Genomic DNA, 22,474 nt, shown 5'->3' on the forward strand with positions numbered 1-22,474 from the left:
GGCCGTGCCTAATGACCCCTGACGAGTATTGCCAGGAAAAAGCCGCCAAAAGCGGTTCCAGCTTCTACTATTCCTTCCTGTTCCTGCCTCCCGAGCGCCGGCGCGCCATCACGGCCCTGTACGCGTACTGCCGCGAAGTGGATGACGTGGTCGACGAATGCACCGATCCGTCGCTGGCGCGCATCAAGCTCGCCTGGTGGCGCACGCAGGTCGACCAGATGTTCGACGGCAAGCCCGATCACCCCGTGACGCGCGCACTTCAGCCGCATCTGGAGACCTGTTCGATCACCCGCGCCCGCCTGCTGGCCGTGATCGACGGCATGGAAATGGACCTGGACCAGACCCGCTACCTGGACTGGCCCGGCCTGCGCAAGTATTGCTGGCATGCCGCCGGCGTGGTGGGCGAGCTGTCCGCCGGCGTGTTCGGCTATTCCGACCCTAAGACGCTGGTGTACGCCGAAAAGCTGGGCCTGGCGTTCCAGATGACCAACATCATCCGCGACGTGGGCGACGACGCGCGCCGCGGCCGCATCTATATCCCGGTCAACGACATGCAGCAGTTCGAGGTCAAGGCCTCGGACATCCTGAATGGCGAGTATTCCGACCGCTTCAGCGCGCTGATGAAGTTCCAGGCCGACCGCGCCCGCGAGCTGTACCGCGAGGCGATGAGCAACCTGCCCGAGGCGGACCGCCGCGCGCAGCGGCCCGGACTCATGATGGCCGCCATCTACCACGCGCTGCTCGACGAGATCGAGCGCGACAACTGGCAGGTGCTGCACCAGCGCATTTCGCTCACGCCCCTGCGCAAACTCTGGCTTGCCTGGAAAACCTGGGTGGGCGGCGGACGCGGCCTGGTCCGCCGGTTGGCGCGGTGAAGGCGGCAGTCATTGGCGCAGGCTGGGCCGGGCTGGCGGCCAGCGTCGCCCTGCGTGAAGCCGGCGCGAAAGTCACGGTGTTCGAGGCCGGGCACACCCCGGGCGGACGCGCGCGGCGCGTCTTTCACGGAGAATTCGAAGCGCCGCTGGACAACGGCCAGCACCTCTTGTGCGGCGCCTACAAGGAAACCCTGGCGCTGATGCGCCGCGTGGGCCGCAACCCGGACGCCCTGCTGATGCGGCGTCCCTTGCGGCTTGCCAGCCTGGATGGGCGCTTTAACCTGTCCGCTCCCCGCATTCCGGCGCCGCTGAACATGGCCGTGGCCGTGTTGCGTGCGCGCGGCCTTTCGTGGGGCGACCGGTTTGCGATGCTGCGCCTGATGCGCGGCTTGAAGACCATGTCCTGGATGCCGCCGCGCGACTGGACGGTGCTGCATCTCTTGCACTATCACGCGCAGTCCGACGTGCTGATCCAGCAGGTATGGGAACCGCTATGCCTGGCCGCGCTGAACACGCCGATCGCCACGGCCAGCGCCGTGCTGTTCGCCCGGGTGCTGCGCGACAGCCTGGCCGGCGCGCGCGAAGACAGCGATCTGCTTCTGCCCTGCACCGACCTGTCGGCGCTGTGGCCGGACGCCGCCGCCCGCCAGGTCACCATGCGGTATGGCAGCACGGTGCGCCAGCTGCATCCGTCAGCCGATGGCATCGACATCAACCAGGAACGCTTTGACGCCGCCGTGCTGGCCGTGCCGCCCACCTTCGCCGCGCGGCTGCTGGACGGCCCGCTACGCAAGGCCGGCGCCCCCGGGCTGCTCGATGCGCTCAAGGCCTTCGACTACCTGCCCATCGCGACGCTGAACATCCGCCTGGCAAGCCCGTGGCGCTTGCCCGAGCCGATGATGATGCTGCGTGAGGACGCGGCCCGCGGTCATGCCGGCCAGTGGGTGTTCGACCGCGCCCAGCTTGCCGGCGACACCAAGGCCGGCGAACTGGCGCTCGTGGCCAGCGCCGCGGTCGGCATGGGCGAACGCAACCGGCGGCAGGTGATCGAAGCCCTGATCGACCAGGTGGCCGAACAGGCCGCCGCGCATCCGCTCAGGCTGCCGCCGATGCCGGACGTGTCGGCCGCCGAACTCTTCATTGAAAAGCGCGCGACGTTCGCCGCGGTGCCAGGACTTATCCGCCCGCTGAACTCCACGCCGTGGCCCACGCTGGCGCTGGCCGGCGACTGGACCGACACGGGCTACCCCGGGGTGCTGGAAGGCGCCGTGCGCAGCGGCTTGCTGGCCGCCCGCGTGCTAAACCCCCGCGCGGACTGACAAGGCCGGGCGAATCGCGCGTCGCCCTTGCCTCAAAAGGGCCGGACAGCGGGCCTGCTAGTCGAACAGGTCGGCCTGGCGCGGGTCCGCCGGGGCCAATTCATGGCCGATCTGCGCGGCGACATCGCGCAGGATGTTCTGCGCAAGATTGAAGGCGGTATTGGCCGCCGGCACGCCTGCATAGATGGCGTTCTGCAGCAGCACTTCCTTGAGTTCGTCGGGTGTCAGGCGCGAGGCATCCTGCGCCGTCAGCGCGGCGCGCACGTGCAGCTCGAATTCTTCCCATCGGCCCAGCGACAACGTCACCGCCAGCACCATCATGCGCCGCGCCTTGTGCGGCAGGCCGGGGCGGCTCCAGATGTCGTGCCACGCGTAGCGCGTGATCATGTTCTGGTAGTCGGCAGTGAACGTGGTGGCGCGATCGAGCGATCGCTGCACCCATTCATCGCCCAGCACGGCGCGGCGGTTCGCCAGGCCGCGTTCGAAATCGTCTTGCCGGCTCATCAGGTCAATCTCCATTCAGATCGGGGGCTGGCGCGTGCAAACGATGCCGCGCCCGCCCCCGGAGGATCAATTCACCTGGATGTTATTGGTTTTCACGACCTCGGCCCAGCGGGTCTGTTCCGCGTCGACAAACTTGGCAAAGTCGGCGGCGCTGCTGCCGACCGGCGTCAGGCCCAGCTTGGCGAGCTTCTCGCGGGTATCGGGACGCGTCAGCGCCTTTTGCACGAGTTCCTGCAGCTTGGCCACCACTTCCGGGCTGGTGCCAGCCGGCAGGAAGAAGCCGTTCCACTCGACCACGTTGAAGTTCTTGATGCCGGCTTCGCCCACCGTCGCCACATTGGGCAGTTCGGGCATGCGCTTGTCCGACGAGACCGCCAGCGCCTTCAACTTGCCGCCGCTGACGTAGTTCAGGCTGGACGCGGCGTTGGCGAAGTAGACGTCGACCTGACCGCCCATGACGTCCACGATGGCCGGTGCGCCGCCCTTGTAGGGCACGTGCACCATATCCAGGCCCGCATCCTTCTTGAGCAGCTCGGCGGCCATCTGCGCAAGGCTGCCCGGTCCATAGGACGCAAACGTCAGACGGCCGGGCTTGGCGCGCGCGGCATCGATGAAGTCCTGCAGGTTGTTGAAGCTGGAGCCCGGAGCGGCCACCAGAATGTTGGGCACGCTGATGGCCTGCGAGACCGGGATGAAGTCTTTCTTGGCGTCGTAGGGCAGCTTGCGCAGCACCGGATTGATCGCGAAGGACGACGCGTCGAACAGCACCGTGTAGCCGTCGGGTTTGGCCCGCGCCACGAACGCCGCGCCGATGGAACCGCTGGCGCCGCCCTTGTTCTCGATCACCACGCTCTGGCCGGCGACTTCGCCCATGCCTTGCGCGATGATGCGCGCGGCGTTGTCCGCGCCGCCACCGGCGGAATACGGCACCACCACGGTGATGGGCTGCTCCGGATAACCGGCGGCGTTCGCGGTGCCAAACGTGGCGCCAAATGCGGTGGCCAGGCCGATGGCGGCTGCCAGCGGGCGAATGGCGGCCAGGGCCGTGCGACGGGTTTTCTTCATGTGTGCTCCTCGGATCTCCCCTGCGGGGATGTTCAATCGTTCAAGGGTCGTGGCGCGATCCGTCGTCAGACGGTCGCGATGGGGTTGACCGGCGCGCCCACCAGACCGGGCACGTACATGGGCGCCGCGGTCAGGAAGAAGGCATGCCGGCCGTGCTGGCGCAACCATTGCGCCAGCGGGGTCAGGTGCCAGAGCTCGCCCAAGGGCAGGCCCAGCTTGAAAAGACATTGCTCGTGCAAGGGCAGCAGCGCGCCCTTGCCCGCGTCCAGGTGATGGTTGCGCAGCTCGACCGCATGGTTGTCGGCGGCAATGGCCGCGATGCGGCTGTCCTTGATCCACGCCAGCAGGTCCGCATCCGCGCCGTCCAGCACGCAGCAGCTGGTCTTCAGCCGCTCCTGCTCGTCATCGCCCAGCGTCAACGCCAGGTCGGCCAGGCCGGTATGCAGGCACAGCACATCGCCGGGCCGGACCTCGACGCCATCGGCGCGCATCACGTCCATCAGTTCGCGGTGGGATACCTTGCGCTGCGCATCGCCAAAATGCGCGCGCAGGTCCACCATGACGCCGCGTCCCTGGATGCCGTGGCGCGCCATCGGCGCAATCGACAGGTCGCGCGTGCCGGTAAAGCCTTCGGCGGCGGGCTCGCTGACCGCGAAGCCGTTGTAGCCGGTGGGCTGCGGCTGGCCCGTGCCGTGCGCGTCATACATGGAACCCACGTGGCCCAGCGCGTCCCATTGCGTGGAATATTGCGGCGACAGGGTGACGCGGTCATCGCTGATGACGTCGGTGGCGCCCGGCACGTCGCGGTCCAGCGGATAGCGGTAGACCGGCACGCCGTTTTTCTCGGCCGGCAAGATCACCGGCCCCTTGCGGCGCGGATTGAGCACCGGCGCGCGCGGCACGGTCAGCGGCAGGCTCAGCGAAAACGACATGCCCGTGCGGATCTCGGCGACGGCGGCCAGGCGCGCCTGGCTGTCCAGATGGTTCAGCGTGCCAAGCTGGTCTTCGCTGCCAAAATCGCCCCAGTTCGATCCATCCGGACGGCGCAGATACCGTTGCGCTGCATTCATGATTTGTGTCTCCTCGCCCTTTTCGCCGGACGATGCCTGTCTTTGTTTGTTACGGCTTATTGCACCACGGAGGCGTGCAGCAAGTGGTCGATTTCGTCCGCTGTGTATCCCAGGGCGGACAGAATTGTGCGGCTGTGCTCGCCCAACGCCGGTGCGGCGCGTCGGGCGGCGTCTTGTCCGGCTTCATGGGCGGCTGCTTGCGCGCCATCCTGCACGGCGCCGCCGAAGTGCGCCCATTGCGCCAGCCCGAGATAGTTGCCCGCCTGCTCGCTGCGATAGGGGCGCATGAATCCCATCGCCTCCACCTGCGGGTGGTCGAACATGTCTTCAACAGGCCGGACCTCCGCGCACGGCACGCTCTGGCCGAAACGCTCGGCCCATTCGCGTGCCGACGCCCGCGCCAAGGCCTGGCGTACCAGCGGCACCAGCACTGCCGCCTGCGCGGCGCGCTTTTTCACCGTGTCGTAATCGGGATGATCGGCCAGATCGGGCAGGTCCAGATGGCCGCACAGCGCGCGCCAGAAATGCGGCGTATTGGCCGAGATGTAGAGATGGCCTTCGCGCGTGGGATGGATGCCCGTGATCCCGCCCGAGCGCATGTCGCGTTCGATGCGGCGCGGCTCGCCCTCGGCCCACACCAGACGGGCCGATTGCATCGCCAGCGCGCTGCCCAGCAGCGACACTTCGATGGCCTGCCCCCGCCCGGTCTTCTCGCGCTGATAGAGCGCGGCGGACACACTGTTGGAGATCAGCGCGGCGCCGTAGTAGTCGACCACCGATCCGTACAGCACTTCGGGCGGGCCGTCGGGCTTGGCTTGCGCCGCGCACATCCCCGTCATGGACTGCAGCACCTGGTCGTAGCCGGCGTGGCGCGCCATCGGACCGGCTGCGCCGTAGCCCGTCATCGCGCAGTAGATCAGGCGCGGGTTGATGGCGGCCAGCGTCGCGAAGTCGATGCGCAGGCGTTCCGGAACGCCTGGCCGGAAGTTGTGGACCAGCACGTCGGCCTCGCGCACCAGCCGGACCAGCACCTCGTAGCCTGCCGGGTCCTTCAGGTTCAGGCACAGGCCGCGTTTGTTGCGATTGATGCCCAGAAACGCGCGGCTCTCGGCCGGCAGCGTCGACGGGTACTTGCGCAGATTGTCACCTTCGGGCGGCTCGACCTTGATGACGTCCGCGCCCATGTCGCCCAGCAGCGCGCAACCGTAGGGGCCCGCGATGTAGGCACTCAGATCCAGGACCTTGACGCCGGCCAGCGGCAGTTGACCCGGGGTTTCAAATTCCATCATGCAATTCATCCGATAAATGGCTCGGCCGCGCGTCGCGCAGACCGGTTCAGGCGGCCCGCCCGGCCGCCAGCAACACGTCGCGGGCGCGGCGCACGAAAGGCGCATCGATCATCTTGCCGTCCAGCAAAAAGGCGCCCACGCCCGCCTGGGCCTCGCTTGCCGCAACGATGCGTTCGGCCGCGCCGATCTCTTCGGCGCTGAACCCGAACACCTCGTTGGCGATGGCGACCTGGCTGGGATGCACGCAGGATTTGCCCAGGAAACCGAGGGATCGCGCCAGCTGCGCCTCAGCGCGAAAGCCTTCGCCATCGCGCACCCGGGCGTAGGCGGCGTCCATGGCGTACTTGCCCGCACAACCGGCGCCAAGGCGCAACGCCAGCATCACCGCGCGCAGCGTTTCGGGCTGGTAGCGGTCGATGCCCAGCGGTTCGAACAGATCGGCCAGCCCCAGTTGCAGGCCGGCAACGCGCGGATGCGCCGCGGCCAGCTCGGCCGCACGCGCCAGCGCCTGCGGCGTTTCCACGGTGACCAGCAATTCGCCCTCGAAGCCGGCCTGCGCGGCGCGCGCCGCAGCCTCGCGGAGCGCATCGGCGGACTCGACCTTGGGCAGATTCACCATGTCGATCGGCAAGCCGCCCAGTGCATCCACGTCTTCGGGGAAATACGACGTGTCCGCCGCATTGACGCGGACGATAATTTTCTTGGGATGTTCCGATTGCGCCGCCCGGAAGGCCGGTGAGCCCAGCCAGTCGGCCAGCGCTTGGCGCGCCGCGGGCTTGCGCGAGGGCGCGACGGCATCTTCCAGATCGAAAGACAGCGCATCCGCTTCGCTAGCCAGGGCTTTGTCGAATAGTTCCGGGCGCGACGCCGGCACAAAAAGCTTGCTTCTCATTGTGGTCTCCTGGGCGCATTGTGATCGCGCGGGCGCTTGCCAGGGGAAAGCGGGCATACGATAAAAAGATAGAATTCCTATCATCATGAATACCGACTTCCTGCACACGCTATCCGCCGTCGCCCAGCACGGCTCCATGGCCGAGGCCGCGCGCCGCCTTGGCTTGACGCACGGCGCCGTGGCGCAGCAGGTGCGCAAACTGGAACAGGAGCTGGGGGTGCCGCTGGTTGCGCGCGCCGGGCGCACCGTGCACCTGACGGCCAAGGCGATCGAGCTGATCGGACCGATGCGCGAGGTCCTGGAACGCATCGAAAAGATCCGGTACCTGGCGCGCTCCGGCGAGATGATGGGCGAGCTTCGGCTGGGCGCCGGCAACACGGCGCTGAACTCGATGGTGCCGGCCATTCTGGAACATCTGGTCGGACGCCATCCGCTCATCAGCGTGGAGATCCAGCCCGGGCATTCCGCCCGCTTCTATCCGGCCATCGAAAGCGGCGAGCTGGACGCCGCCATCGCGCTGGAGGCGCCCTACCCCCTGTCCAAGAGCCTGGGCTGGCAGTTGCTGCGCGAAGAACCCTATGTGTTGGCGGCCGCCCCGCGCCATGCGGGCCGGCACCCGCACAGCCTGCTGACCGCGGAGCCGTTCATCCGCTACCAGCGCAGCGACTGGAGCGGACGCCATGTCGACGACTACCTGCGCCGCGTCGGCATCACGCCGCGCGACCGGTTCGAATTGAACGCGATTGAATCGATCGCGGTCATGGTGAGCCGGGATCTTGGTGTGGCGATCCTGCCCCAATCGACCAATGGCACGATCGAACGGCTGGGCCTCTTGGCCTTGCCGCTGCCCGAGCACTGCGAGCCGCGCCGCTTTGGCCTGATCTGGTCGCGCGTGTCGCCGCGCCTGGCGCTGATCCAGGCTTTCCGGGACATTGCCATCATGGAATACGCCAAGGCGCCAGGAACGGGCAACGCGCCCGTGCAATGACCGCAGGTAGGGCAAACGCGCTGGCGCGCCCCGTGCAGTCTTCCTATACTTGTATTGTCCTCAATACAACATATCAGGAGACAACTCATGCCGGGACTGCATCGAATCGCCGCGGGTTGCGCGCTATTGGCCGCATGCGCCATGCCGCTGGCCCCCGCCCTTGCCCAGAACGACGCCATCAGGCTGGTGGTGGGCGCGCCGCCGGGGGGCACCACCGACACCGTGGCGCGCAGCATTGCACAGCACATGGCGCTGGACCTGAAACGCCCCGTGGTGGTCGAAAACAAACCGGGCGCAGGCGGCAACATTGCCGCGGACTACGTGGCCAAGAGCAATCCCGACGGGAACACCTTGCTGGTCACGTTCACCAGCTTCTCCATCAACGCGACGCTCTACCGGAACCTGCCCTTCGACCCCGTGGCCGATTTCACGCCCATCAGCATGCTGGCCAACGTGCCCAGCGTGCTGGTCGTGCGCAAGGACTTCCCGGCGCGCACCATGCCGGAGTTCGTCACGCTGGTGAAGGCCAGCCCCGGCAAGTACACGATGGCGCTGGGCGCGATCGGGTCGTCTCTGCACATGGCCGGCGAGCGCATGAAGATGATGGCGGGCCTGGACATCCTGAACGTGCCGTACAAGGGCACGGCGCCCGCCATCACCGACCTCTTGGGCGGGCAGGTGGACATGATGTTCGCCAGTTCGCTCAATGCGCTGCCGCACATGAAGAGCGGTGCATTGCGCGCGCTGGGGGTATCCAGCCCGAAGCCGCTGCCGCAGTTTCCCGGCGTCCCGCCCATCGGCGATACCATCACGGGTTTCGAATCGAACGCGTGGTTCGCGCTCTTTGGTCCCGCGAAGCTCCCGGCCGACAAGCTGGCGGCGCTGAACGCGGCCGCGCGCAAGGCCGTCGATACGCCGTCGTTCCGCAAACTGCTCGAAGGCGAGGCCGCCACTGCCGTGAGCAGCAGCCCGCAGGAACTGGACAAGTTCGTGCGCCAGGACATCGCGCGCTACGCCGAAATCGTCAAGTTCACCGGCGCGACCGTCGACTGAACCTCAACCAGGAGTCCCCTCGTGCCCGCCAGCCCGTTGCCGCTTTATCACAAGGTCTATCTGCTGCTGAAGCAACGGCTGGAAGCGGGCGGATTCGCCACGGACAGCGCCATGCCGGGCGAAAACGCGCTGGCCGCCGAATACGGCGTGTCGCGCCTGACGATCCGGCGCTCGCTCGACGCGCTGGCGTCCGATGGCCTCATCGAGCGGCGTCAGGGGCGCGGCACCTTTGCCCTCGCGCCCGCCACGTTCGGGGCGCCGCAGCACGGCGCGGGCATCGACGCACTGATGGCACACCTGGCCCGCATGGGCATGCACACCCAGGTGCGCCTTTTGGAACTGGACAACGCGCCGGCCACGCCGCTGGTGGCCGCGCGCCTGGAACTGCCGCCGGGCGCGCTTGTGCAGCGCGCCGTGCGCGTGCGCAGCCACGAAGGACAGCCGTTCTCGTACCTGACCACGTTCGTGCCGGACGACATCGGCCGGCGCATCCGCCACAAGGACCTGGGCGCCAAACCCCTGCTCGCCATCTTCCGCGATCTGGGCGTGCACGTGGCGCGGGCCGAGCAATCGATTTCGGCCGTGCTGGCCGAACCCGGCATCGCCGAGCTTCTGGACGTGCCGGTGGGATCGGCTTTGCTCAGCCTGCATCGCGTGGTGCGCGATGCGTCCGGCCGGCCGGTGGAATGGCTGCATGCGCGCTATCGGCCGGACCGCTACGAATACCGCATGGACATGCAAGCGCACGACATGCCCGGCCAGCCCACGTGGCTGCCCGCGCCCGTTGCCACGCCTTCGGACGGCGCCTGAGCGCCGCAGGTGGTGCCGGCTAGCGCAGCAGGCTGACCGTGGCCAGGCCCGCCGCCGTCAGCGCCAGCGACCCGGCCAGGCTGAATCCGGCGTAGCTCAGCGCGCTGACGTACGCCCCGCGTTCCAGCATCGCCACGGTTTCCGCCGAAAAGGTCGAGAACGTGGTCAGTCCACCCATGAAACCCGTGATGGCCCCCAGCCGCACCCAGGCCGGCCATTCCGGGTGCCCGGCCACCAGCGCCAGCGCCACGCCCACCAGGTAGCCGCCCGCAAGATTCACCGCCATCGTGCCCCACGGCCAGGAGCCGGCATTGAGCCACAGGCCCATCAGCCAGCGGGCCCACGCGCCCAACATGGCGCCCAGGCCCACGGCCAGGAAATTCAGGGGAACCAGCGTTTGATAAGCGGACATGGAGCTCAGGCGTTGCCGTGTTGTTTGAGGCGCAGGGAAAAGACCAGCAGCAGTATGCCGAAAAACACGGCGTAGATGCCGATGACCCACACCAGCGCCAGCGCGCCGGCGCCCGGCTGCATGATCAGCATGGCGCCGAAGATCACCGAAACCAGCCCGGACAGGCCCAGCAGCCATTCGTTGCGGATGGCCTTGCGAAAGCGCACGGCCGCGATGATCTGGAACACGCCCGCCACGATCGCCCAGATGGCGATGATGTAGAGCAGGATCAGTGCGGTAAGGCCCGGCCACAGAAAGGTGACGATGCCGGCCGCCACGCCCAGCAGGCCCACGACGATCAGCGCCCACAACGGCTTGCCGTTGTCCCGGATGCGGAACCCGGCAATCAGCGCCAGCACGCCGTCGACCAGCGCAAAGGCGCCCCACACCAGCACCAGCGCCGACAAGGTGATGGCCGGCATGAACATGGCCATGAACCCGAACAGGATGGCGACGACGCCGCGAAGCGCCACCCACCCCCAATGACGACCGATTTGATCCACGACTTGCTGTTGCAGCATGACGACCTCCGGTGTTTGCAAAGGGTGGCCTATCTTAGCCCCGCCGGGCGGCGGGCGCACCGGGTGACACGCGTTCAGCTGTCGTTCAGACTCGGCGCGACAGGCATTTCGGCCCGAAATCGATTGAAATTTTCGCGCGCGCAAAGGCCGGGCTTTTTTAAGAGTAATTCTCATTAAATGTTAGAATCCGCCCGCTTCCCGCCTCATATTCCATGGACACCCAACCCGTTCCCCGACGCCGCGCCTACTGGCTCAAGACCCTGCATCAGTGGCACTGGATCAGCGCTGCGCTCTGCATGGTGGCGATGCTGCTCTTCGCCGTGACGGGGCTGACCCTGAACAACGCGTCGCACATCGAATCGAAGGCCGTGGTGACCAGCCGCGAGGTCCGCCTTCCCGACACCGCGCTCCAGCAGCTTGCCGCCACGCCCACGCAAAAGAAGGCGCCCCTGCCCGCCGCCGTCGCCGCCTGGCTGGACGACGCGCTGGACGCCTCGACGGCCGGCAGGCCCGCCGAATGGTCGGATGGCGAGGTCTATCTGTCGCTGCCCCGCGCGGGCGGCGATGCCTGGCTGTCCATCGACCGCGCCAGCGGCGACGTGGAATACGAGCGCACCGATCGCGGCTGGATCTCGTACCTGAACGACCTGCACAAGGGCCGCAACACGGGCCTTGCCTGGAGCTGGTTCCTGGACATCTTTGCCGTCGCCTGTCTGGTGTTTTCGCTAACCGGGCTGGTGCTGCTCAAGATGCACGCCGGCAACCGCAGCGCGACCTGGCCGATGGTGGGCCTGGGTCTCGTGATTCCACTGGTGCTGGCGCTGCTTTTCATCCATTGATTCCATCGATACGCCCTGGAGATTTCCATGCGGAAGTTGCTGTTGCCGGCGCTGCTCGCCGGCCTGATCGCCCGAACCGCCCACGCGGCAGACATCGGCCTGTCCATCGAGGTGCCGCGTCTGGACGTGGCCGAATACCACCGCCCTTACGTGGCGATCTGGATCGAGAACCCCGACCAGAGCGTGGCGGCCGACCTGGCGGTCTGGTACGACGTGGCCAAGAAGAACAACGAAGGCACCGAATGGCTCAAGGACATGCGCCAGTGGTGGCGTCGCAGCGGACGCAACCAGCAGTTCCCGGTGGACGGGGTCAGCGGCGCGACCAAGCCCGTGGGCAAGCACGCGCTGTCCTTTGACGCGGCCAGCAAGCCCCTGGCGCAGCTAAAGCCGGGACAGTACGCCGTGGTGGTCGAAGCCGCGCGCGAAGTGGGCGGCCGCGAACTGGTGCGCATCCCCTTCCAGTGGCCGCCGCAAAAGGCCGAGCAACTGGTCGCGCGCGGCGAACACGAACTGGGCGCCATCGCGCTCGACCTCAAACCCTGACCCCGTCCTAAAGGAACGCAACGATGAAAACCGCCGCCAAACTGGCCGCCGCGCTGGCGCTGTGCCTGCCCTTTGCCGCCCACGCGCATGACGTCTGGATCGTGCCGTCCTCCACCGTGCTGTCGGGGACCGATAGCTGGATCACCGTGGACGCCGCGGTCGGCAACGACAAGTTCTACTTCAACCACGCGCCGCTGCGCCTGGACGGCCTGACCGTGACCGCGCCGGACGGCAATGCCGCCGAAGCCGAGAACATCAACCGCGGCAAGCTGCGCAGCACCTTCGACCTGCAGCTCAAGCAGGCCGGCACCTACCGCGTGGCCGTGGTCAACGACGGCGTGTTCGCGCGCTGGAAGGAAGACGGCAAGAACAAGCGCTATTTCGGCAAGGCCGACGGACTGGCGCAGGCCGTCCCGGCCAAAGCCGATGAGCTTGAAGTGTCGCAAAGCCTGGGCCGCGTCGAAACCTTCGTGACCGCGGGCAAGCCGTCGGCAGTCAAGCCCGTGGGCCGTGGCCTGGAGCTGGCGCCGGTGACACACCCGAACGACCTCTTCACGGACGAAGCCGCCACGTTCCAGATGCTGCTGGACGGCCAGCCCGCCGCGGACCTGGACGTGACCGTCGTGCCCGGCGGCAGCCGCTATCGCGACAAGGTCGGCGAGATCGCGGTCAAGACCGGCAAGGACGGCAAGTTCTCGGTCAAGTGGCCACAGCCCGGCCTTTATTGGATCGAAGCCGGCATGGAAGACGCCAAGGTCACCGTGCCGCAGGCCAAGAAGCGCCGCCTGTCGTACGCGGGCACCGTCGAAGTGCTGCAACCGTAAGGCAGCGGCGCGCGTGGCCAATGCCCCTTCCTATGCACCGCGCGGCGCGGCGGCGCCCGCCGTTCGCATCGCCTATGGCGTGATGCCCGCGCGCCCGGCCGCATTGGCCGGCGCCACCATGGGCACCACGTGGTCCGCGCGCATGGCGTTGCCCGCAGGCGTGGCCGACGCGGCGGCGCGGCAGGCCATCCAGGCCGCGCTGGACGAAGTGGTCGCGCAGATGAGCACGTGGGAGGCGGACGCCGACATCAGCCGCTACAACCGCGCCGCGCCTGGCTGGCAGACGCTGCCGGCCGAGTTCTTCCATGTGCTGCGCCATGCGCTGATGCTGGCCCAAGACAGCGGCGGCGCCTACGACCCCACCGTGGGGCCGCTGGTCAATGCGTGGGGTTTCGGTCCGCATCAGCGCGCCTTCGAACCGCCCTCGCCCGCCGCCATCCAGGCGGCGCGCGAGCGCTGCGGCTGGCAGCGCGTGCCGCTGGACGACGACCGCCGCGCGGCCTGGCAGCCCGGCGGCGTGTATCTGGACCTGTCGTCCATCGCCAAGGGGTTCGGTGTGGACCGCGCCGCGATGGCGCTCGATGCCTTGGGTATCACGGATTACCTGGTCGAAGTCGGCGGCGAATTGCGCGCGCGCGGCAAACGTCCCGACGGACAGCCGTGGCGCGTGGCCATCGAGGTGCCGGACGCCAGCGACGACCATGCGCTGGCCTTGCCGCTGGAGAACTGCAGCATCGCCACGTCCGGCGACTACCGGCGCCACGCGGGCGACGGCGATGCGCGCTACGCCCATACCATCGACCCGCGCACCGGCCGGCCGGTGCGCAATCCGGTGGCGTCCGTGACGGTGCTGCATCCTGTCTGCATGCAGGCCGACGCGCTGGCCACCGTGCTGACGGTGCTGGGCGACACCGATGGACTGGCCTACGCGCGCCGCCATGGCCTCGCGGCGCTTTTCATTTTGCGCGGGCATGACGCCTGGCGCGTCGTCGCCACGAGGCAGTTCGAGGCTCTGGCCCTTGCGCCCTGAATGCTGATGCCTCATACCCGGTTGATTGCAGCGGCGTGCGTGGTGCTGGCCTGGCTACTGCTGTGCCTGTGGGCCTGGCGGCGCGCCCGCCGCCAACACGCGCAACATGCGCTGGCGCTACAGGCCCTTGGCGCCCCCGCGCCCGAAGACGCCCTGCTGGTTGCCTATGCCAGCCAGACCGGCTATGCCGAATCCCTGGCCACGCAGACCGCGGAATCGCTGCGCGCCGGCGGCCTGACCGTGCGCGTCGCCTCGCTGGACCAATTGAACATTGCACGGTTGGCGGCGTACCGGCGCATGCTGTTTGTCGTCAGTACCTACGGCGAAGGCGATCCGCCTGACGCGGCCGCCGCCTTTGCCGGCATGATGCAAGCCACGCCGCACGGCGCCGCGCTGGCGGGCGCGCATTACGCCGTGCTGGCGCTGGGCGATAGTGAATACGCGCAGTTCTGCGGTTTCGGCCACCGTCTGGACGACTGGCTTCACGCGCAGGGCGCGGCGCCGCTCTTCGACCTGGTCGAAGTGGACAACGACGACGCGGCCGCGCTGCGTCATTGGCAGCATCACCTGGGATTGCTGGCGGGCCGCAGCGACCTGCCCGACTGGGAAGCGCCGGCATACGACACCTGGCGCCTGACCGGCCGGACGTTGCTCAATCCCGATAGCCAGGGCGGCCCCTGCTACCTGCTGACGCTGACGCCGCCTGCCGGCAGCCCCGCGGCATGGCAGGCGGGCGACATCGCCGAGATCGGCCCCCGGCGCGAACGCGGCGGCGAACTGCAGGCGCATCGCGAATACTCCATCGCTTCATTGCCCGCTGACGGCGCCATCGAACTGCTGGTGCGCCAGATGCGCGGCGCGGACGGCGCGCCGGGGCTGGGCAGCGGTTGGCTCACGCACATTGCGCAGCCCGGCGACGACATCGCGCTGCGCGTGCGCGCCAACCGCAATTTCCATCCGCCCGAGGACGGCCGTCCGCTGATCCTGATCGGCAATGGCACGGGCCTGGCCGGCCTGCGCGCGCTCATCAAGGCGCGCCGCGCGGCCGGTCACCTTCGCAATTGGCTGGTTTTTGGCGAGCGCAATGCCGCCCACGACCGGTTCTGCGGCGACGAAATCGACGCGTGGCGGCAAGACGGGACGTTGGCGCGCGTGGATTGGGTGTTTTCGCGCGACCAGGCCGAACGCCGCTACGTGCAGCATTGCCTGCGCGAACAGGCCGGCGCCCTGCGCGACTGGGTGAACGCAGGGGCCGCCGTGTACGTCTGCGGCAGTCTGCAAGGCATGGCGGGCGGCGTGGATGCCGCGCTGCGCGAGATCCTGGGCGAGGACCGCCTGCAGGCGCTGCAGCATGCCGGGGGCTACCGGCGCGACGTGTACTGAACGTGCGCCGGATTGCCCGGCCCGGTTACTGCAGCTTGATCTGCGCGCGGTCGATCACCGTCTTCCAGCGATCGCGTTCGGCGCTGATCTGCTCGCCAAACTGCGCCGGCGTGTTGCCCAGCGGAAACGCGCCCGTCTCTTCCATCTTTGCGGCGGTCGCCGGGTCGCGCACCGCACGGGCAAAGGCATCGGCCAGCTTGTCGCGCACGTCGGCCGGCATGTTGGCCGGACCCACCACGCCGTACCAGGCCGTCACGTCGTAATCCTTGTAGCCTTGCTCGGCAAAGGTCGGCACGTCCGGCAGGCGCGGGTTGCGCGCCGTGCCGGTGATCGCCAGCGCCTTTAGGTGATTGCTCTTGACGTAGGGCAGCGACGACGGGAAATTGTCGAAGATCACCGGCACCACGCCGCCCACCGTGTCGGTCAGCGCAGGCGCCGAACCGCGGTACGAAATGCTGTTCATCTTGCCGCCGATGATCTGCAGGAACCAGATCATGCCCAGGTCGTTCACGCCGCCCGCGCCCGCATTGGCGTAGCCGTCCTTGCCGGGATTGGCGCGCACGTGGGTCACGAATTCGGCCAGCGTCTTGGCCGGAAAATTCGGATTCACGCTGAGGATGTTGGGGCTGGTCACCAGGTTGCTGATGGGCGTGAAGTCCTTGACCGGGTCATAGGCCAGGTTGGGAAACAGGTGGGGCGCCGTGCCGTGCGTGCTGACGGTGGCCAGCCCCACGGTGTAGCCGTCCGGCTTGGCGCGCGCCGTGGCCGTCATGCCGATGGTGCCGGACGCGCCGGTGCGGTTTTCGACCACGATCTGCTGGCCCAGGATCTCGCCCGCCTTGGCGGCGGCCACGCGGCCGACGATATCCGTGGGGCCGCCGGCCGGGAACGGCACGATCAGGGTGATCGGGCGGTCAGGAAAGGCGGCGTGGGCGGCCGGCAGCGCGGCGGCCAGCGCCAGGGCGGCGCAAGTCTTGCGGAACATGATGGTGGATCTCCTGGAACGGCTGTTGTTATGAAAGGGGTTGCGCCGCGGCCGGATCGCGGCGAAGGATGCGGCCAGGCCGCGGCATGTTTGCCGCGGCCGGAAACACGGGTGTGCCATTGACCAGCACGTGCGCCACGCCATCGGATGCCAGCGTCGGCGCCTCCCACGTGGCGCGGTCGATCACCGTCTCGGCATCGAACACCACGATGTCGGCCCATGCGCCCACGGCGATCCGGCCACGGTCCGTCAGGCCGAAAACGCGTGCGGGCAACGCGGTCATCTTGGCCACGGCCGCCTCCAGCGTCACCAGCCGGGCCTCGCGCACATATCTGCCCAAGACCCGCGTGAAGCTGCCCCACAGCCGGGGATGCGGATGCGCGTCGTTCGGCAGGCCGTCGGAGCCCACCATGCAGCACTCATGCTGGAAGATGCGGCGCACTTCGTTCTCGTCCATTGCGAAATAGATCGCGCCCGCCGGGCACAAGCGTTCGGCCGCCGTCGTCTTGTCGCACCCCCAGCGCGCCGCGATATCGCTCAGATATTCGCCGTTGCACTCGGGGTGGGGGGTCGACCACGTGATGCGAATGTCGTCGATGGTGTCGGCACGCTCAGGGATCAGGATGGTCGAGCTGCCGGGATACGGGTAGATGTCCAGCGCCACGTCCACGCCCTCGGCACGGGCGCGGTCGATGTTGGCAAGCGTGGCGGCGCTTTTGCCCCAATTGCGCGGCATCATGCACTTGTGATGCGACAGCACGGTGGCGCAGCCGGTGTTGCGGCCGATGCTCAGCACCTCGTCCACGGCGGCCTCGACCGCGTCGCCCTCGTTGCGGATATGGCTGGTGTGCATCGCGCCCCGTGCCGCCGCCACGCGGGCCAGGCCTTCCAGTTCGGGCGGTTGCGCCACGCCCCCTGGCTGATAGGCCAGGCCGGTGCTAAAGCCCACCGCGCCGGCGTCCAGCGCGTCGGCCAGCATGCGCTGCATGGATTCCTGTTCGGCAGGGGTCGGTTGCGCCGCCGGGTCGCGCATCGCGGCAAGGCGCAGGTTCGCGTGCCCCACCAGCGCGGCCACATTGATCACCGGCTGGCGCTCGCGCAATTCGTCGAAGTAGGCCTGCATGCTGGCGAATAACGGCGTCTCGCCCAGCAGCGCCAGCGCGGCCGCGGTATTGCCGGGCAGCGGTGCGGGCGCGCCGCTTACCCCACAGTTGCCCACCACCACCGACGTGACGCCCTGGCTGGTTTTCCAGGCAAGGTCCGGTTTTTCCACGAACATCAGGTCGTCATGCCCGTGCACGTCAATGAAGCCAGGCGCCACGATCTTGCCGGCAGCGTCCACGCGCCGGGCGGCCTTGACTGCCGACAGGTCGCCGATGGCCGCGATGCGTTCACCCGCCACGCCCACGTCGGCGCGCTGGCGCAAACCGCCCAGCCCGTCGATGAGCCAGCCGCCTTCGATGATCAGATCCAGAGTGCCCTGCATGGTGTTCCTGCCTTGATGAAGGCCCTAGTATCGTCGGCGCGATCAATCTGGAAAAATTGTTTTTATTGATCCATCTATCGCGTTTTGAAATGCATCGTCTACCCAAGCACGTCACGTTGAAGCACCTGACCGCGTTCGTCGCGGTGGCGCAGGAATCCAGTTTCACGCACGCCGCCAAACGCCTGTTCCAGACGCAGTCGTCGGTTACCAGCCTGGTGCGCCAGCTTGAAGACGCGCTCGGCACGCAGCTCTTCGCGCGCACCAGCCGGCGCGTGCTGCTGACCCCGGCCGGCGAGGAATTCCTGCCGCGCGTCATGCGGCTGCTGGCCGATTTTGATGGCGTGATCGAGGACGTGGTGCGCTTTGGCGCGCTGGAACGCGGGCGGGTGGGCGTGGCGGCGGCGCCGTCCGCCATCACGCAACTCATCGCACCGGCGGCCGCCGTGTTCGCCGCGCAGTATCCGGCGGTGCGCGTGTATCTCAGCGACGACAACTCCGGCCGCATCCAGCGCAAGGTGGCCGCGCGCGAGGTCGATTTTGGCCTGACCAGCCGCTGGGCCGACGCCCCCGGCCTGCAGTTCGACGCCTTGCTGGAGGACCGCTTTGGCGTGCTCTACCGGCAGGACGACGCCAGCCTGCGCCCGGGCCGCGACGGCGCGATGCGCTGGTCCGATCTGGCCGGCCGCAAGCTGGTGGGCGTGGTGGATGAAACAGGGATCATGGCGCTGTTGCGCGCCCGCGCGGACCTGCCGATAGAGGCCGCGGCGCCGTTCTATGAAGCGTCCAGCACCACGTCGCAGGCGGCCCTGGTCAAGGCGGGAATGGGGGTGGCGCTGCTGCCGGCATTGGCTGCGCAGCGCGTGATGGAACCTGGCCTGGCCTACGCACTGCTGGCGCGCCCGACCGTGGTGCGCACGCTGTGCATCATCCGCAACAAGGAATACCCATTGAGTCCGGCGGCACAGGCATTGATCGCGGCCATCCACGACTACCTGCGAACGGCCCCACTCCCCCCGGGCTGCCGCCGACTATCCGCGGCGCGGCAGAAGCACTAATCGCGCCAATAGGTGTCTGACACCCTCACTTCGCGCTCAGCTTTTCATCCAGCGCAGCCAATCCGGCCGCGAACACGTTCTGTCCCACGGCCTCAGCCACATCGCTGAGCCGCGCGCCTTCCACGCGGAAGTCGGCCCACCACTGCACCAACGTGCCGCCCCCCTCGGTGACGGGATGCAGCGATATGCCCGCCACGTAGTCGCGCATGGGCAGGTCGGTCTCGATGATGGCGTAACGCAGCGCGGTGTTGGGATCGTCCAGCATCAGCAGCTGTTCGCGCACGAAGCCGGACGGCTTGAGCGTCAGGTGCCGCACCGAGCCCACGGCGTCGTGGCGGCCACCCTCTTCCAGGCGGCTTTGCGCCACGCCGGGATGCCAGCCTCCAAGACCATTGAAGTCGCGGAACAACGGCCAGACCTTGTCCAGCGGCGCGTTGACGATGGCGGTGATGTGTACGGTGTGCGGCATACGGGCTCCGGCGGACGCGATGCGCGTCGAATCAAGGGGAAACTGCGGCTATGCGAATCAGAAGGTCAGGTTCTTGAATTCACGCGTGGCGGCCGTCAGGGCCTGTTCGGTTGGCAGGCGCTCCATCGAGCTGGCGCCGTAGAAGCCGTGGCAATGCTTGCAGGCGCGCAGCACGTACGCGGCATCCTCGGGCATTGCAATCGGACCGCCATGGCAAAGCACGATGATATCCGGGCGCACGGCCAGCGCGGCCTCGGCAATACGGTCGATGGCGCCCACGCAATCGTCCAGGGTCAGGGCAGTTTCGGCGCCGATGGACCCGCCGGTGGTCAGGCCCATGTGCGCCACGATGATGTCCGCGCCCGCGCGGGCCATGGCCACCGCATCGTCCTCGTTAAAGACATACGGCGTCGTCAGCATTCCCTTCTGATGCGCCAGGCGGATCATGTCCACTTCCAGCGCGTACCCCATGCCCGTCTCTTCAAGATTGGCGCGGAAGTTGCCGTCGATGAGGCCGACGGTGGGAAAGTTCTGCACGCCGGCGAAGCCCTGGCGCTTCAGATCGTCCAGGAAGACATCGAAATCGCAGAAGGGGTCTGTGCCGTTCACGCCGGCCAGCACCGGCGTCTTCTTGACCACCGGCAGCACTTCGCGGCCCATGTCCACGACGATCTCGTTGGCGTTGCCGTAGGCCAGGAGGCCCGCGAGCGAGCCGCGGCCGGCCATGCGGTAGCGGCCCGAGTTGTAGATCACGATAAGGTCGATGCCGCCCGCTTCCTCGCATTTGGCCGACAGCCCGGTGCCCGCGCCCCCGCCCACGATGGGCGTGCGGGCGCGCACCATGGCGCGAAACTTGTCCAGCAGTTCGTGACGGTCAAAACGCGGCATGGCGGCAATCCTTAATGTGCGGCAATTTCAAGAAAGTGGTCGACCGCCGTTTTCGCGAACAGCGGATCGTTGATGTGGCAAGGCACGCGGATCAGCCGGCGGTCTGCCGTCTGCCGCAGATTGGCTTCAAGCGCGGCAAACAGCGCGGCATCGGCTTCGGGGTCCCAGAACGCCTGGCCCGGCGCGTCCAGCGCGGACACGCCGCCCTCGGGGATCAGGAAACGCACCGGCCCGTCGCAGCGGTTCAGCCGGTCGGCAATCCATTCGCCCTGCCGAGCGTTTTCCTCGGCGGTCGTGCGCATCAGCGTGACCTGCGGGTTGTGCGGGTAGAACAGCCGGCCGCGGTAGCGCTCGGGCACCGTGTCCATCGCGCCGAAATTGACCATGTCCAGCGCACCGCACGAGCCGACATACGGCGCGCCCGTGCGCGCCACCGCGCCGAAGCGGTCTTCAGTGCACGCCAGCACGCCGCCGAACAGCAGATCGCAGACCTCGGTGGTGGTCAGGTCCAGCACGCCTGCCAGCAGTCGGCTGTCCAGCAGCTTTTCCATCGACTGGCCGCCCGTGCCCGTGGCATGAAACACCAGGCAGTCGAACTGCGATTCCAGCAGCGGCGTGACCTGTTGCACGCAGGCGGTGGTGACGCCGAACATGGTGATGCCCACGGCGGGCCGGCCGTCGTCGGCGGCCGCATTCGCCGCCTGGCGGAACGCGCCGCCAATAGCCCCGGCCGCATTGGCCAGCACGCGGCGCGAGATGCGGTTCAGGCCCGCCACATCGGTCACGGAATACATCATCGCGATGTCGGACGGTCCCACATAGGGCGCGACATTGCCCGAGGCCATCGTGGACACCATCACTTTGGGCGTGCCGATGGGCAGCGCGCGCATCGCGGGCGTGATGAGCGCGGTGCCGCCCGATCCGCCCAGACCCAGCAGCGCGCCGATCTCGGCGTTGCCGGCGGCATAACGCTCGAACGCCAGCGCCATGGCCGCGATGGCAGAACCCCGGTCGCCGGTGAAGACCGCGCCGGCGCCCTCCGGATGGCTGCGCGCGATCTCCTGCGCCGAGACGTTGGCGGCGCTGGGCGCGCCCGAGGTCGAGACGTCCACCGACACCACGTCCAGGCCTTCGCGCCGGAGCAAATCCACCACGTACTCGGCCTCGTGGCCCTTGGTGTCGTAGGTCGCGGCCACAAACACCCGCTGCTTGGTATGCGTCATGACTCCTCCGCGGGCGGCTACACTCCGTGCGCGCCTCGATATGTGAGGCCAAAGGCCTGTAGAATCCAGAAATGAGACGAAAGAATCATACTGAGACACCTGTCTCACGTCAATCCGACTCCCCCGCCCGCAAAGGGTCCGCGCCCGCAGGCGGCGCCAAGCTGATCGCCCCGGCCAGCCCGCAGGCGGCCGCCAGCGGCGAACCGCCCCACGGGCCGCGCGCCCGGATGCGCAAGACGCTGCTCGAGGCCGCCCAGCAATTGATGGCACAAGGCGTCACGCCGTCCGTCGCCGAACTGGCCGAGCACGCCCGCGTCTCGCGCGCCACCGCCTACCGCTATTTCCCCAGCCAGAGCGCGCTGATCGCGGCCGTGGTCGACGAGAGCCTGGGCCCCATCCTCGCCTGGAGTTCCGACGCGCCCGACGCCGCGGCCCGTGTCGACGAGCTGCTGCGATTCGCCTATCCGCGGCTGGAGGCCCACGAAGCGCCCTTGCGCGCCGCCATCCTGGTGTCGCTGCAACAGCACGCGCAAGCCAGCGCCGGCAAGGCCGACGCCGAGCCCCGGCTGGTGCGCGGCCATCGGGTCGACATCCTGAAGCGCGCCATCGCCCCGCTTGCCGCCGACCTGACGCCGGCACAACAGGAGCGCGTCGCGCAGGCGCTGTCGCTGGTGTACGGCACCGAGGTGTTCCTGGTGCTCAAGGACATCTGGAAACTCGACCTGCCCGGCGTCACCGACGTCGTGCGCTGGACCGCCAACGCCATCATCACCCAGGCCCTGGCCGAAGCCAAAGCCGGCAAAAAATAGACCGGCCCGGACAGCGGACCAGATCCGCGTCCGCGCTCGCCGCTGTCATTCCCACGTCATTCCCCGCCCGCATAGTGGCGCGCTTCGCGGCAGTGCGTGTTGC

At 68.0% G+C, this 22,474-nt stretch carries 24 protein-coding genes; 12 read left to right on the forward strand and 12 right to left on the reverse strand.

Going from position 1 to position 22,474, the window contains the following annotated elements; translation table 11 throughout:
- Window positions 1-11: 11 nt before the first annotated feature.
- Together hpnD and hpnE are read left to right on the forward strand one after the other, a co-directional pair.
- Window positions 12-875, forward strand: a complete 864-nt coding sequence (gene hpnD, locus H4P35_RS16320) for a presqualene diphosphate synthase HpnD (RefSeq protein WP_056324191.1) — start codon at window positions 12-14, stop codon at window positions 873-875.
- Window positions 872-2,194 (forward strand): hydroxysqualene dehydroxylase HpnE, encoded by a 1,323-nt coding sequence (gene hpnE / locus H4P35_RS16325; RefSeq protein WP_226846236.1) that lies wholly within the window; start codon window positions 872-874, stop codon window positions 2,192-2,194. The genes hpnD and hpnE overlap by 4 nt, the downstream gene beginning before the upstream one ends.
- Before the next feature lie 57 nt (window positions 2,195-2,251).
- On the opposite strand, the gene H4P35_RS16330 is transcribed toward hpnE, so the two are convergent.
- The 5 genes from H4P35_RS16330 to H4P35_RS16350 form a co-directional block, all read right to left on the reverse strand.
- A complete protein-coding gene (locus tag H4P35_RS16330) occupies window positions 2,252-2,698 on the reverse strand; it encodes a carboxymuconolactone decarboxylase family protein (protein ID WP_226846237.1) in 447 nt (148 codons plus the stop codon).
- Between the two features lie 66 nt (window positions 2,699-2,764).
- Entirely contained in the window at window positions 2,765-3,763 is a 999-nt protein-coding gene (locus tag H4P35_RS16335) for a tripartite tricarboxylate transporter substrate binding protein (protein ID WP_056324186.1), read from the reverse strand.
- A 65-nt stretch (window positions 3,764-3,828) separates the two neighbouring features.
- Entirely contained in the window at window positions 3,829-4,833 is a 1,005-nt protein-coding gene (locus H4P35_RS16340) for a cyclase family protein (protein ID WP_142054628.1), read from the reverse strand.
- Window positions 4,834-4,889: 56 nt separating this feature from the next.
- The gene (locus H4P35_RS16345; RefSeq protein WP_226849481.1) at window positions 4,890-6,119 is read right to left on the reverse strand and encodes a CaiB/BaiF CoA-transferase family protein; all 1,230 of its coding nucleotides are present in this window, start codon (window positions 6,117-6,119) and stop codon (window positions 4,890-4,892) included.
- A 49-nt stretch (window positions 6,120-6,168) separates the two neighbouring features.
- Window positions 6,169-7,014: a CoA ester lyase gene (locus H4P35_RS16350; protein ID WP_226846238.1), complete on the reverse strand. Its 846-nt coding sequence runs from the start codon at window positions 7,012-7,014 to the stop codon at window positions 6,169-6,171.
- 85 nt (window positions 7,015-7,099) lie between these two features.
- Between H4P35_RS16350 and H4P35_RS16355 the strand changes: the two genes are divergently transcribed.
- The 3 genes from H4P35_RS16355 (at window position 7,100) to H4P35_RS16365 (ending at window position 9,865) form a co-directional block, all read left to right on the forward strand.
- Complete coding sequence (locus H4P35_RS16355) at window positions 7,100-8,002, forward strand: LysR family transcriptional regulator (RefSeq protein ID WP_226846239.1); 903 nt, start codon at window positions 7,100-7,102, stop codon at window positions 8,000-8,002.
- Between the two features lie 87 nt (window positions 8,003-8,089).
- The gene (locus tag H4P35_RS16360) at window positions 8,090-9,055 is read left to right on the forward strand and encodes a tripartite tricarboxylate transporter substrate binding protein (protein WP_226846240.1); all 966 of its coding nucleotides are present in this window, start codon (window positions 8,090-8,092) and stop codon (window positions 9,053-9,055) included.
- 21 nt (window positions 9,056-9,076) lie between these two features.
- Window positions 9,077-9,865, forward strand: coding sequence for a GntR family transcriptional regulator (locus tag H4P35_RS16365; RefSeq protein ID WP_226846241.1), 789 nt, complete (start codon window positions 9,077-9,079; stop codon window positions 9,863-9,865).
- A 19-nt stretch (window positions 9,866-9,884) separates the two neighbouring features.
- On the opposite strand, the gene crcB is transcribed toward H4P35_RS16365, so the two are convergent.
- Both crcB and H4P35_RS16375 read right to left on the reverse strand, forming a co-directional pair.
- Complete coding sequence (gene crcB, locus H4P35_RS16370) at window positions 9,885-10,277, reverse strand: fluoride efflux transporter CrcB (RefSeq protein ID WP_056324169.1); 393 nt, start codon at window positions 10,275-10,277, stop codon at window positions 9,885-9,887.
- 5 nt (window positions 10,278-10,282) lie between these two features.
- Window positions 10,283-10,837, reverse strand: a complete 555-nt coding sequence (locus tag H4P35_RS16375) for an HdeD family acid-resistance protein (RefSeq protein WP_142054618.1) — start codon at window positions 10,835-10,837, stop codon at window positions 10,283-10,285.
- 212 nt (window positions 10,838-11,049) lie between these two features.
- Here H4P35_RS16375 and H4P35_RS16380 point away from each other — a divergent pair, with 212 nt between their 5' ends.
- Genes H4P35_RS16380 through H4P35_RS16400 form a run of 5 tightly spaced genes read left to right on the forward strand, consistent with a single transcriptional unit; the run spans window position 11,050 to window position 15,456 of the window.
- On the forward strand, window positions 11,050-11,676 hold the full coding sequence (locus H4P35_RS16380) for a PepSY-associated TM helix domain-containing protein (protein ID WP_175155814.1): 627 nt from the start codon (window positions 11,050-11,052) through the stop codon (window positions 11,674-11,676).
- A 27-nt stretch (window positions 11,677-11,703) separates the two neighbouring features.
- Complete coding sequence (locus tag H4P35_RS16385) at window positions 11,704-12,219, forward strand: DUF2271 domain-containing protein (protein ID WP_180098410.1); 516 nt, start codon at window positions 11,704-11,706, stop codon at window positions 12,217-12,219.
- A 23-nt stretch (window positions 12,220-12,242) separates the two neighbouring features.
- Window positions 12,243-13,043 carry a DUF4198 domain-containing protein gene (locus H4P35_RS16390; RefSeq protein ID WP_142054614.1) on the forward strand — a complete coding sequence of 267 codons (801 nt, stop codon included), beginning with the start codon at window positions 12,243-12,245 and terminating at the stop codon, window positions 13,041-13,043.
- A 13-nt stretch (window positions 13,044-13,056) separates the two neighbouring features.
- Window positions 13,057-14,073, forward strand: coding sequence for an FAD:protein FMN transferase (locus H4P35_RS16395; protein ID WP_370638927.1), 1,017 nt, complete (start codon window positions 13,057-13,059; stop codon window positions 14,071-14,073).
- A gap of 6 nt (window positions 14,074-14,079) precedes the next feature.
- Entirely contained in the window at window positions 14,080-15,456 is a 1,377-nt protein-coding gene (locus H4P35_RS16400) for a sulfite reductase subunit alpha (protein WP_226846242.1), read from the forward strand.
- A gap of 25 nt (window positions 15,457-15,481) precedes the next feature.
- Here the strand turns inward: H4P35_RS16400 and H4P35_RS16405 are convergent, their stop codons facing one another.
- Both H4P35_RS16405 and H4P35_RS16410 read right to left on the reverse strand, forming a co-directional pair.
- On the reverse strand, window positions 15,482-16,441 hold the full coding sequence (locus tag H4P35_RS16405; RefSeq protein WP_226846243.1) for a tripartite tricarboxylate transporter substrate binding protein BugE: 960 nt from the start codon (window positions 16,439-16,441) through the stop codon (window positions 15,482-15,484).
- Window positions 16,442-16,469: 28 nt separating this feature from the next.
- Window positions 16,470-17,927 (reverse strand): amidohydrolase family protein, encoded by a 1,458-nt coding sequence (locus H4P35_RS16410; protein WP_226846244.1) that lies wholly within the window; start codon window positions 17,925-17,927, stop codon window positions 16,470-16,472.
- Window positions 17,928-18,016: 89 nt separating this feature from the next.
- Here H4P35_RS16410 and H4P35_RS16415 point away from each other — a divergent pair, with 89 nt between their 5' ends.
- Complete coding sequence (locus tag H4P35_RS16415; RefSeq protein WP_175155819.1) at window positions 18,017-18,982, forward strand: LysR family transcriptional regulator; 966 nt, start codon at window positions 18,017-18,019, stop codon at window positions 18,980-18,982.
- 25 nt (window positions 18,983-19,007) lie between these two features.
- On the opposite strand, the gene H4P35_RS16420 is transcribed toward H4P35_RS16415, so the two are convergent.
- From H4P35_RS16420 to H4P35_RS16430, 3 genes are read right to left on the reverse strand one after another with little or no spacing between them, the layout of a single operon-like run.
- Window positions 19,008-19,451, reverse strand: a complete 444-nt coding sequence (locus H4P35_RS16420) for an SRPBCC family protein (RefSeq protein WP_175155820.1) — start codon at window positions 19,449-19,451, stop codon at window positions 19,008-19,010.
- 57 nt (window positions 19,452-19,508) lie between these two features.
- Window positions 19,509-20,339, reverse strand: coding sequence for a phosphoenolpyruvate hydrolase family protein (locus H4P35_RS16425; protein ID WP_056324151.1), 831 nt, complete (start codon window positions 20,337-20,339; stop codon window positions 19,509-19,511).
- 11 nt (window positions 20,340-20,350) lie between these two features.
- A complete protein-coding gene (locus tag H4P35_RS16430; RefSeq protein WP_226846245.1) occupies window positions 20,351-21,562 on the reverse strand; it encodes a Tm-1-like ATP-binding domain-containing protein in 1,212 nt (403 codons plus the stop codon).
- A 161-nt stretch (window positions 21,563-21,723) separates the two neighbouring features.
- On the opposite strand from H4P35_RS16430, the gene H4P35_RS16435 reads away from it, so the two are divergent.
- A complete protein-coding gene (locus H4P35_RS16435) occupies window positions 21,724-22,371 on the forward strand; it encodes a TetR/AcrR family transcriptional regulator (RefSeq protein ID WP_226849483.1) in 648 nt (215 codons plus the stop codon).
- Window positions 22,372-22,474: the final 103 nt, after the last annotated feature.

This window comes from Achromobacter sp. 77, from assembly GCF_020541125.1.
Lineage (GTDB): Bacteria > Pseudomonadota > Gammaproteobacteria > Burkholderiales > Burkholderiaceae_B > Achromobacter > Achromobacter mucicolens.

Bases quoted from the DNA above. Each gene is read 5' to 3' on its own strand.
- H4P35_RS16340 (WP_142054628.1), bottom strand. From the start codon at position 4,833: ATGAATGCAGCGCAACGGTATCTGCGCCGTCCGGATGGATCGAACTGG.
- H4P35_RS16375 (WP_142054618.1), bottom strand. From the start codon at position 10,837: ATGCTGCAACAGCAAGTCGTGGATCAAATCGGTCGTCATTGGGGGTGG.
- H4P35_RS16410 (WP_226846244.1), bottom strand. From the start codon at position 17,927: ATGCAGGGCACTCTGGATCTGATCATCGAAGGCGGCTGGCTCATCGAC.
- H4P35_RS16345 (WP_226849481.1), bottom strand. From the start codon at position 6,119: ATGGAATTTGAAACCCCGGGTCAACTGCCGCTGGCCGGCGTCAAGGTC.
- H4P35_RS16350 (WP_226846238.1), bottom strand. From the start codon at position 7,014: ATGAGAAGCAAGCTTTTTGTGCCGGCGTCGCGCCCGGAACTATTCGAC.
- H4P35_RS16400 (WP_226846242.1), top strand. From the start codon at position 14,080: ATGCCTCATACCCGGTTGATTGCAGCGGCGTGCGTGGTGCTGGCCTGG.
- H4P35_RS16415 (WP_175155819.1), top strand. From the start codon at position 18,017: ATGCATCGTCTACCCAAGCACGTCACGTTGAAGCACCTGACCGCGTTC.
- H4P35_RS16425 (WP_056324151.1), bottom strand. From the start codon at position 20,339: ATGCCGCGTTTTGACCGTCACGAACTGCTGGACAAGTTTCGCGCCATG.
- H4P35_RS16430 (WP_226846245.1), bottom strand. From the start codon at position 21,562: ATGACGCATACCAAGCAGCGGGTGTTTGTGGCCGCGACCTACGACACC.
- H4P35_RS16380 (WP_175155814.1), top strand. From the start codon at position 11,050: ATGGACACCCAACCCGTTCCCCGACGCCGCGCCTACTGGCTCAAGACC.
- H4P35_RS16405 (WP_226846243.1), bottom strand. From the start codon at position 16,441: ATGTTCCGCAAGACTTGCGCCGCCCTGGCGCTGGCCGCCGCGCTGCCG.
- H4P35_RS16335 (WP_056324186.1), bottom strand. From the start codon at position 3,763: ATGAAGAAAACCCGTCGCACGGCCCTGGCCGCCATTCGCCCGCTGGCA.
- H4P35_RS16355 (WP_226846239.1), top strand. From the start codon at position 7,100: ATGAATACCGACTTCCTGCACACGCTATCCGCCGTCGCCCAGCACGGC.
- H4P35_RS16390 (WP_142054614.1), top strand. From the start codon at position 12,243: ATGAAAACCGCCGCCAAACTGGCCGCCGCGCTGGCGCTGTGCCTGCCC.
- H4P35_RS16330 (WP_226846237.1), bottom strand. From the start codon at position 2,698: ATGAGCCGGCAAGACGATTTCGAACGCGGCCTGGCGAACCGCCGCGCC.
- H4P35_RS16420 (WP_175155820.1), bottom strand. From the start codon at position 19,451: ATGCCGCACACCGTACACATCACCGCCATCGTCAACGCGCCGCTGGAC.
- H4P35_RS16360 (WP_226846240.1), top strand. From the start codon at position 8,090: ATGCCGGGACTGCATCGAATCGCCGCGGGTTGCGCGCTATTGGCCGCA.
- crcB (WP_056324169.1), bottom strand. From the start codon at position 10,277: ATGTCCGCTTATCAAACGCTGGTTCCCCTGAATTTCCTGGCCGTGGGC.
- hpnD (WP_056324191.1), top strand. From the start codon at position 12: ATGACCCCTGACGAGTATTGCCAGGAAAAAGCCGCCAAAAGCGGTTCC.
- H4P35_RS16385 (WP_180098410.1), top strand. From the start codon at position 11,704: ATGCGGAAGTTGCTGTTGCCGGCGCTGCTCGCCGGCCTGATCGCCCGA.